Annotated in this window: 6 protein-coding genes; 3 read left to right on the forward strand and 3 right to left on the reverse strand. The window is 71.8% G+C overall.

Going from position 1 to position 6,074, the window contains the following annotated elements; all coding sequences use genetic code 11:
- Positions 1-358 precede the first annotated feature (358 nt).
- On the forward strand, positions 359-1,894 hold the full coding sequence (locus CSR00_RS28980; protein ID WP_099025813.1) for a CCA tRNA nucleotidyltransferase: 1,536 nt from the start codon (positions 359-361) through the stop codon (positions 1,892-1,894).
- Positions 1,895-1,900: 6 nt separating this feature from the next.
- Positions 1,901-2,413, forward strand: coding sequence for a pullulanase (locus CSR00_RS28985; protein ID WP_099025814.1), 513 nt, complete (start codon positions 1,901-1,903; stop codon positions 2,411-2,413).
- 118 nt (positions 2,414-2,531) lie between these two features.
- Here CSR00_RS28985 and CSR00_RS28990 read toward each other — a convergent pair whose 3' ends face one another.
- Together CSR00_RS28990 and CSR00_RS28995 are read right to left on the reverse strand one after the other, a co-directional pair.
- A complete protein-coding gene (locus tag CSR00_RS28990) occupies positions 2,532-3,305 on the reverse strand; it encodes a TIGR03084 family metal-binding protein (protein ID WP_099025818.1) in 774 nt (257 codons plus the stop codon).
- Positions 3,306-3,361: 56 nt separating this feature from the next.
- Positions 3,362-4,660, reverse strand: a complete 1,299-nt coding sequence (locus tag CSR00_RS28995; protein ID WP_099025815.1) for an MFS transporter — start codon at positions 4,658-4,660, stop codon at positions 3,362-3,364.
- Positions 4,661-4,829: 169 nt separating this feature from the next.
- Between CSR00_RS28995 and CSR00_RS29000 the strand changes: the two genes are divergently transcribed.
- On the forward strand, positions 4,830-5,435 hold the full coding sequence (locus CSR00_RS29000; RefSeq protein ID WP_099025816.1) for a YqgE/AlgH family protein: 606 nt from the start codon (positions 4,830-4,832) through the stop codon (positions 5,433-5,435).
- A 25-nt stretch (positions 5,436-5,460) separates the two neighbouring features.
- On the opposite strand, the gene CSR00_RS29005 is transcribed toward CSR00_RS29000, so the two are convergent.
- The gene (locus tag CSR00_RS29005; RefSeq protein ID WP_099025817.1) at positions 5,461-5,868 is read right to left on the reverse strand and encodes a hypothetical protein; all 408 of its coding nucleotides are present in this window, start codon (positions 5,866-5,868) and stop codon (positions 5,461-5,463) included.
- Positions 5,869-6,074: the final 206 nt, after the last annotated feature.

Here is a 6,074-nt window from a genome sequence, read left to right on the forward strand (position 1 = left end):
ACGAGGATGCGTAGCGTCTCGTGGTTTTGGATATCAGTAAAAAGACGGCAAAAGAGATCGGCCTCGGTCGCGTGGGTTGGGGAAGGGGTATAGCAGAAAGCTTACACCACTTGGGTGTCGGACGGCGAAAAGGCGAAGCCACGACGGCGCCGGCCCCGGCGCCGTCGTGGCTTCGCCTTTTCGCCGTCCGACACCCAAGCGATAGTAGCTGGCAGGTGAACGACGACCTTGTGCACTCGCCGGTGGGTGACCGGGGTTTGGCCCTCGGGCCGCTCGCCGGCCCGTGACCGGGTGTGGGGCCCGCGTATGGCGATACGCATTAGGCCGGCCGCGCGCGTGCACATTAGGCTCACCGAACGTGCCCGAATCCGTTCCGAGTGCCCGCACCGCCGTCGGTGCCGACGCCGCCGCCGATGACACGGCGCTGCTGGCGCGCGCTGCGGTGGCGCTGAACCGCCACGCCGGCGAACTCGCCGAACTCGGGGAACTCTTCGACGGGGCGGGTCACCAGCTGTACCTGGTGGGCGGCAGCGTCCGCGACGCGGTGCTGGGCCGGCTGGGTGCGGACCTGGATTTCACCACCGATGCGCACCCCGAGACGGTGCAGCGGTTGCTGCGCCCGTGGGCGGACGCCCTGTGGGACACCGGCATCGAGTTCGGCACCCTCGGCGCCGCGCGCGGCGAGCAGCGGATCGAGATCACCACCTTCCGCGCCGACACCTACGACCGGGTGTCGCGCAACCCGCAGGTGCGGTTCGGTCACCGGCTCGAGGACGACCTGGTGCGCCGGGACTTCACCGTCAACGCGATGGCGGTGAGGATCACCGGGGCGGGCCCGGGGGAGTTCCTGGATCCGCTGGGCGGGCTGGCCGCGTTGCGCGCCGGGGTGCTCGACACCCCGTCGACGCCGCAGGAGTCCTTCGGCGACGACCCGCTGCGGATGCTGCGCGCCGCCCGGTTCGTGTCCCAGCTGCGGTTCGCGGTGGCGCCCCGGGTGCGCGCGGCCATCGAGGAGATGGCACCGGAGCTGGCGCGGATCACCGCCGAACGGGTGGCCGCCGAGTTGGACAAGCTGCTGCTGGGCGCGGATCCGGTGGCCGGGATCGACCTGATGGTGCAGACCGGGATGGGCGAGCAGGTGCTGCCCGAGGTCGGCGGCATGCGGATGGCGATCGACGAGCATCACCAGCACAAGGACGTCTACCAGCATTCGCTGACCGTGTTGCGGCAGGCGATCGAGCTGGAGGATGCCGAGACCGGCGAGGCGCCCGACCTGGTGCTGCGCTGGGCCGCGCTGCTGCACGACATCGGCAAACCAGCCACGCGGCGCCACGAGACCGACGGCGGGGTCAGCTTCCACCACCACGAGGTGGTGGGCGCGAAGATGACCCGCAAGCGGATGCGGGCGCTGAAGTACTCCAAGCAGATGGTCGACGACGTCTCACAGCTGGTGTACCTGCATCTGCGCTTTCACGGGTACGGCGACGGCAAGTGGACCGATTCCGCGGTCCGCCGGTACGTCACCGACGCCGGGCCGCTGCTGCCGCGGCTGCACAAACTGGTGCGCGCCGACTGCACGACCCGCAACAAGCGCCGGGCCGCCCGCCTGCAGGCCAACTACGACCAGCTCGAGCAGCGCATCGCCGAACTGGCCGAGAAGGAGGACCTGGCGCGGGTGCGCCCGGACCTGGACGGCAACGAGATCATGGAATTGCTCGGGATTCCGGCGGGCCCGCTGGTCGGCAAGGCGTGGAATTTCCTCAAGGAGCTGCGCCTGGAACGCGGTCCGCTCGATCACGACGAGGCGGTCGGGGAGTTGTTGGCCTGGTGGAACCGGGACACCGAGGGGAACCGGGACACCGAAGGGAACCGGGAGGGCCCGGGCTCCGTCTGACCCGGTATGGACTACTGCCTGGGAGCAGACGACGGGACGGCCTCGCTGTGGTCGGCGGCACCGGACGTCGACGTCACCGGTGACGGTGTGCCCGACGCGGTCGGCCTGGACTTCGACGGCGACGGTCTGCGTGACGACGCGCTGGCCGACCTCGACGGTGACGGGCTGGCCGATCACGCGGTGCTGGACCTGGGTGCCGGACGGCACTGGTTCACCGACGACGGCACCGGGAGCTGGGCGGTGCCGGCCGGCGGGCCCGGCGCGGCGCCGCTGCGCTGGCTCGGCCTCGACGGTGCCGAACACTCGGGGGGACCGCTGGTGGATTTCGACGGTGCCGGCCCGGCCGACGACGCGGTGTTCGACGCCGACGGCGACGGGCTGGCCGACCGGGTGTACCTCGGCGACGGGTCCGGCGGATACGGCTCGGCCTACGTCGACACCGACGCCGACGGGCGCTGGGACGTCCGGCTGGTCGACGCCGACGGCGACGGTGCGGCCGAGGACGCCGCGCCCGTCTGACCCCGCGCCCGTCTGACCCCGCCCAACCCCGCTACCCGTGGGCATCGATTCGGTACCTGGAGCGAAATTCCGCGGCGAATAGCGCGCTCAGTACCGTTTCAATGCCCGAGTGAGGCGCTCAGCGTCCCGCGCCCGGTGGCCCCGCGAAGGCCTGGGCGATCGCCAGCCAGCGCACGGCATCGGCGCCCTCGGCGACGACGTCGAGCTCGGCGCGGGGCCGGCGCTGGGTGACCAGCGCGCAGAAGTCCTCGGCCGAGCCGGTGACCCGCTGGGCGGCGTCGGCGGGTCCCCAGCTCCACACCTCCCCGCCGGGGGCCCGTAGTTCCACGTGAAACACCGCGGCCGGCGGCTGCATGCCGTGGACGCTGAACGCGTAGTCGCGGGTGCGCACGCCCAGGTGCGCGATCGACCGTAGCCGCGGTGACGGCGCGCGGTGCACGTGCAGGGCGTCGGCGACGTCGAGCCCGTGTGCCCAGGTCTCCATCAACCGGGCGGTGGCCATCGACGCCGCACTCATCGGCGGGCCGAACCACGCCAGCTTGCGGCCCTCGGGCACCGTGCGCAGCGCGGCATGCAGCCGTTCGCGGGTGCGCCGCCACTGTGCCAGCAGCTCCGCGGGCGGGGTGGCCGCCAGTTCCTCGGCCGCCTCGTCGACGAACCCGGTCGGGTTGGCCGCCGCGGCGCCGAGCACCTCGGCGAAGGCGGGCTCGTCGACGATGGAGGTCAGCGCCACCCGGTCGGTCCACAGCAGGTGCGCGATCTGGTGGGCGATCGTCCAGCCCGCGGCCGGGGTGGGCTCCGACCAGCGGGCGGCGGGCAGGTCGGCCACCAGCGCGTCGAGGTCGGCGCTCTCGGCCTCCAGGTCGGCGATCATCGGTGCGGCATCGGCCATCTGCTTCTCCTTCATCCCAGGCCCCGGCCCACCGTAGGCCGGTGTCGCCGGGGCGGTCAGCTCTTCGGCGCCGCCGCGGTCCCGCCGCGGGCGAAGACGCTGTGGGCCGCCAGCCCGGCCAAGTAGACCACCGAACCACTCAGGACCAGGCCGGGGGAGTGGCCGTCGGCGGGGATCACCGCCGCCGAGACGGCGATCGCCGCGATGAACGACACCCAGAACACCGAGTCCTGAACGGCGAAGACGTGCCCGCGCAGCGGGTCCTCGACGTCGATCTGCATGGCCGAGTCGGCGCACAGCTTGACGATCTGGCCCATGGCCCCCAGCAGGAAACCGCAGACGAGCATGACCGGCAGATGCAATCCCGCACCGCCCAGCTGGATCACCGCGGCGGCCAGCAGGGCCCCGTTGGTGGTGCGGAAACGGCCGAAGCGCTTCATCACCGCCGGGGTGGCCAGCGTCGCCAGGAACGAGCCCGTCCCGGTCGCGGCGACGAAGATCACCGCCGTCCCCAGCCCCGCGACCGCCACGGTGGGGACATCGGTATGCCGGACGATCACCAGCACCAGCAGGGTGTTGATCCCGAACACCATCCGGTGCGCGGCCAGCCCCGACAGCGTGGCGGCCACGCTGGGTACCGCGATCGCGGTGCGGGCGCCGTGCAGCCAGCCGGTGGACACCGCGTAGAGCACCGAACCGTGGATGGCGCGGGCCGTGTCGTCCGGGCCGAGGACCCGGGGCGGGAACCGCAGCGCCAGCACCAGGGCGAGGGCGACGGGTACCGCGGCGAGCAGGATGATGACGGCGGCCCCGGTGTCGTCGGCGCCGAACAGCCAGCGCGGCAGCAGCATGAAGTTCGCGCCGAGGAACGTGGCCGCCGCGCCGGTGGCGGTGGCCACCGAGTTCATCGTCACCACCTGCGGTCGCGGGACCACGTGCGGCAGCGCCGCCGACACCCCGGACGCGACGAACCGGGTGAAACCGTTGACCAGCAGCGCACCGAGGAGCACGACGACGTCGCCGTTTCCGGAGGCCAGCAGCGCCGAGACGCCGAGCACCAGCAGCAGCCGTCCCAGGTTGGCCGCGACGAGGACCACCCGGCGGTCCCAGCGGTCCAGCAGCGCCCCGGCGAACGGGCCGAGCAACGAGTACGGCAGGAACAGCACCGCGAACGCGCCGGCCACCGCCCAAGGGGTGGCCGCCCGGTCGGGGTTGAACAACAGCGCGCCGGCGAGCCCGGCCTGGAACAGACCGTCGCCGAACTGGCTGACCAGCCGGAGTTCCAGGAGTCGGCGGAACTGAGGCAGGTCACCGATCAACCGCCACAGGGCACCTGAACGGCGCGCGTCAACCACTACAAGCACTTCCTCATTGCCGTGAGGGCGGCGGGCGACGCGGAGCGACTAGAGAGCGACCCGCCCGGACCCGACCCGAATTCCACAGTACAAATATCCCGGCCAACATTCTCCGGCCCACTGGCCGGGTTGGCCACGTCGCTGCGGCCCCGGGTGCCATGATGGACGGGTGGCACAGCACGAGGATCCCGAAGACTTCGTCGCGCCCGCGGCGCATCGGGTTCGTGCCGGGACCCTGTTGCTGGCCAACACCGATCTGCTGGAGCCGACGTTTCGGCGCAGCGTCATCTATGTGGTCGAGCACAACGACGGCGGCACGCTGGGTGTGGTGCTCAACCGTGCCAGTGAGACGGCGGTGTTCAACGTGCTGCCGCAGTGGGCGAAGCTGGCCGCCAAACCCAAGACCATGTTCATCGGTGGGCCGGTGAAGCGGGATGCGGCGCTGTGCCTGGGCACGTTGCGGGCCGGGATGGACCCGCAGGGGGTTCCCGGTCTGCGCCATGTCGCCGGCCGGGTGGTGATGGTGGACCTCGACGCGGACCCCGACGCGATCGCGCCCCTGGTCGAGGCGGTTCGGATCTTCGCCGGGTATTCGGGTTGGACGATCGGTCAGCTCGAGGGCGAGATCGAGCGCGACGACTGGATCGTCCTGTCGGCGCTGCCCTCGGACGTGCTGGTGGAACCGCGGGTGGATCTGTGGGCGCGGGTGTTGCGCCGGCAGCCCCTGCCGACCTCCCTGTTGGCCACGCACCCGATCGACATCAGCCGCAACTGATCGGCCGGGCCCCGCTGCGGCCCGCTCAGGCTTCCCGTTCGGCGCAGGCCGCCGACAGCGTGCACGACGCGCAGCCGCTGCCGTCGCAGTCGGAGGCCGCCGCGCTCAGGGCCTGCTGCCGCAGGGCGTAGCGCGCAGCCTGCCAGCAGCCGGCCGCGACGGTGCCCACCGCGCCCAGCACGGCGACGACGAACACGACCAGGGCCACCCGCGGCGGGCCGGCCAGGGCGACCACCCCACCGACCGTGAGTATCAGCGCGGCGGCCAACTGGGTGGGTGCCACCGCCCGCAGCACCCGATCGCGGAGGCCCCCAGTCACATCGGCGGGGACATCAGCGGGGACATCCCCGTGCCGCGGCCGGGACAGCGTCCACAACCCGGTGAGCGCGGAGAGCGCGGCCACCACCAGGGCGAGCACACCGGCGATCTGCATGCTGTCACCTTAACGAGGCGACCGCGGCGATCAGCCGGCCGGTATCGGCACCGTGGCGGCCGGGGCCGCGGCAGGGGCTGCGGCAGGGGCCCTGTCCCTTATACACATCCGACGCTGCCGACGATACTCCGTGTGGAGGTCGCGGCGGTCGCCGAACCATGAAAAGAAATAGCAAGCGCAGCAGACAGACGCGAACAATCAAACTA

Origin of the sequence: Mycolicibacterium palauense (genome assembly GCF_002592005.1) — a bacterium.
GTDB classification, from domain to species: Bacteria; Actinomycetota; Actinomycetes; order Mycobacteriales; family Mycobacteriaceae; genus Mycobacterium; species Mycobacterium palauense.

Coding starts and splice junctions, on each gene's coding strand:
- CSR00_RS28985 (WP_099025814.1), top strand. CDS start 1,901: ATGGACTACTGCCTGGGAGCAGACGACGGGACGGCCTCGCTGTGGTCG.
- CSR00_RS28990 (WP_099025818.1), bottom strand. CDS start 3,305: ATGGCCGATGCCGCACCGATGATCGCCGACCTGGAGGCCGAGAGCGCC.
- CSR00_RS29005 (WP_099025817.1), bottom strand. CDS start 5,868: ATGCAGATCGCCGGTGTGCTCGCCCTGGTGGTGGCCGCGCTCTCCGCG.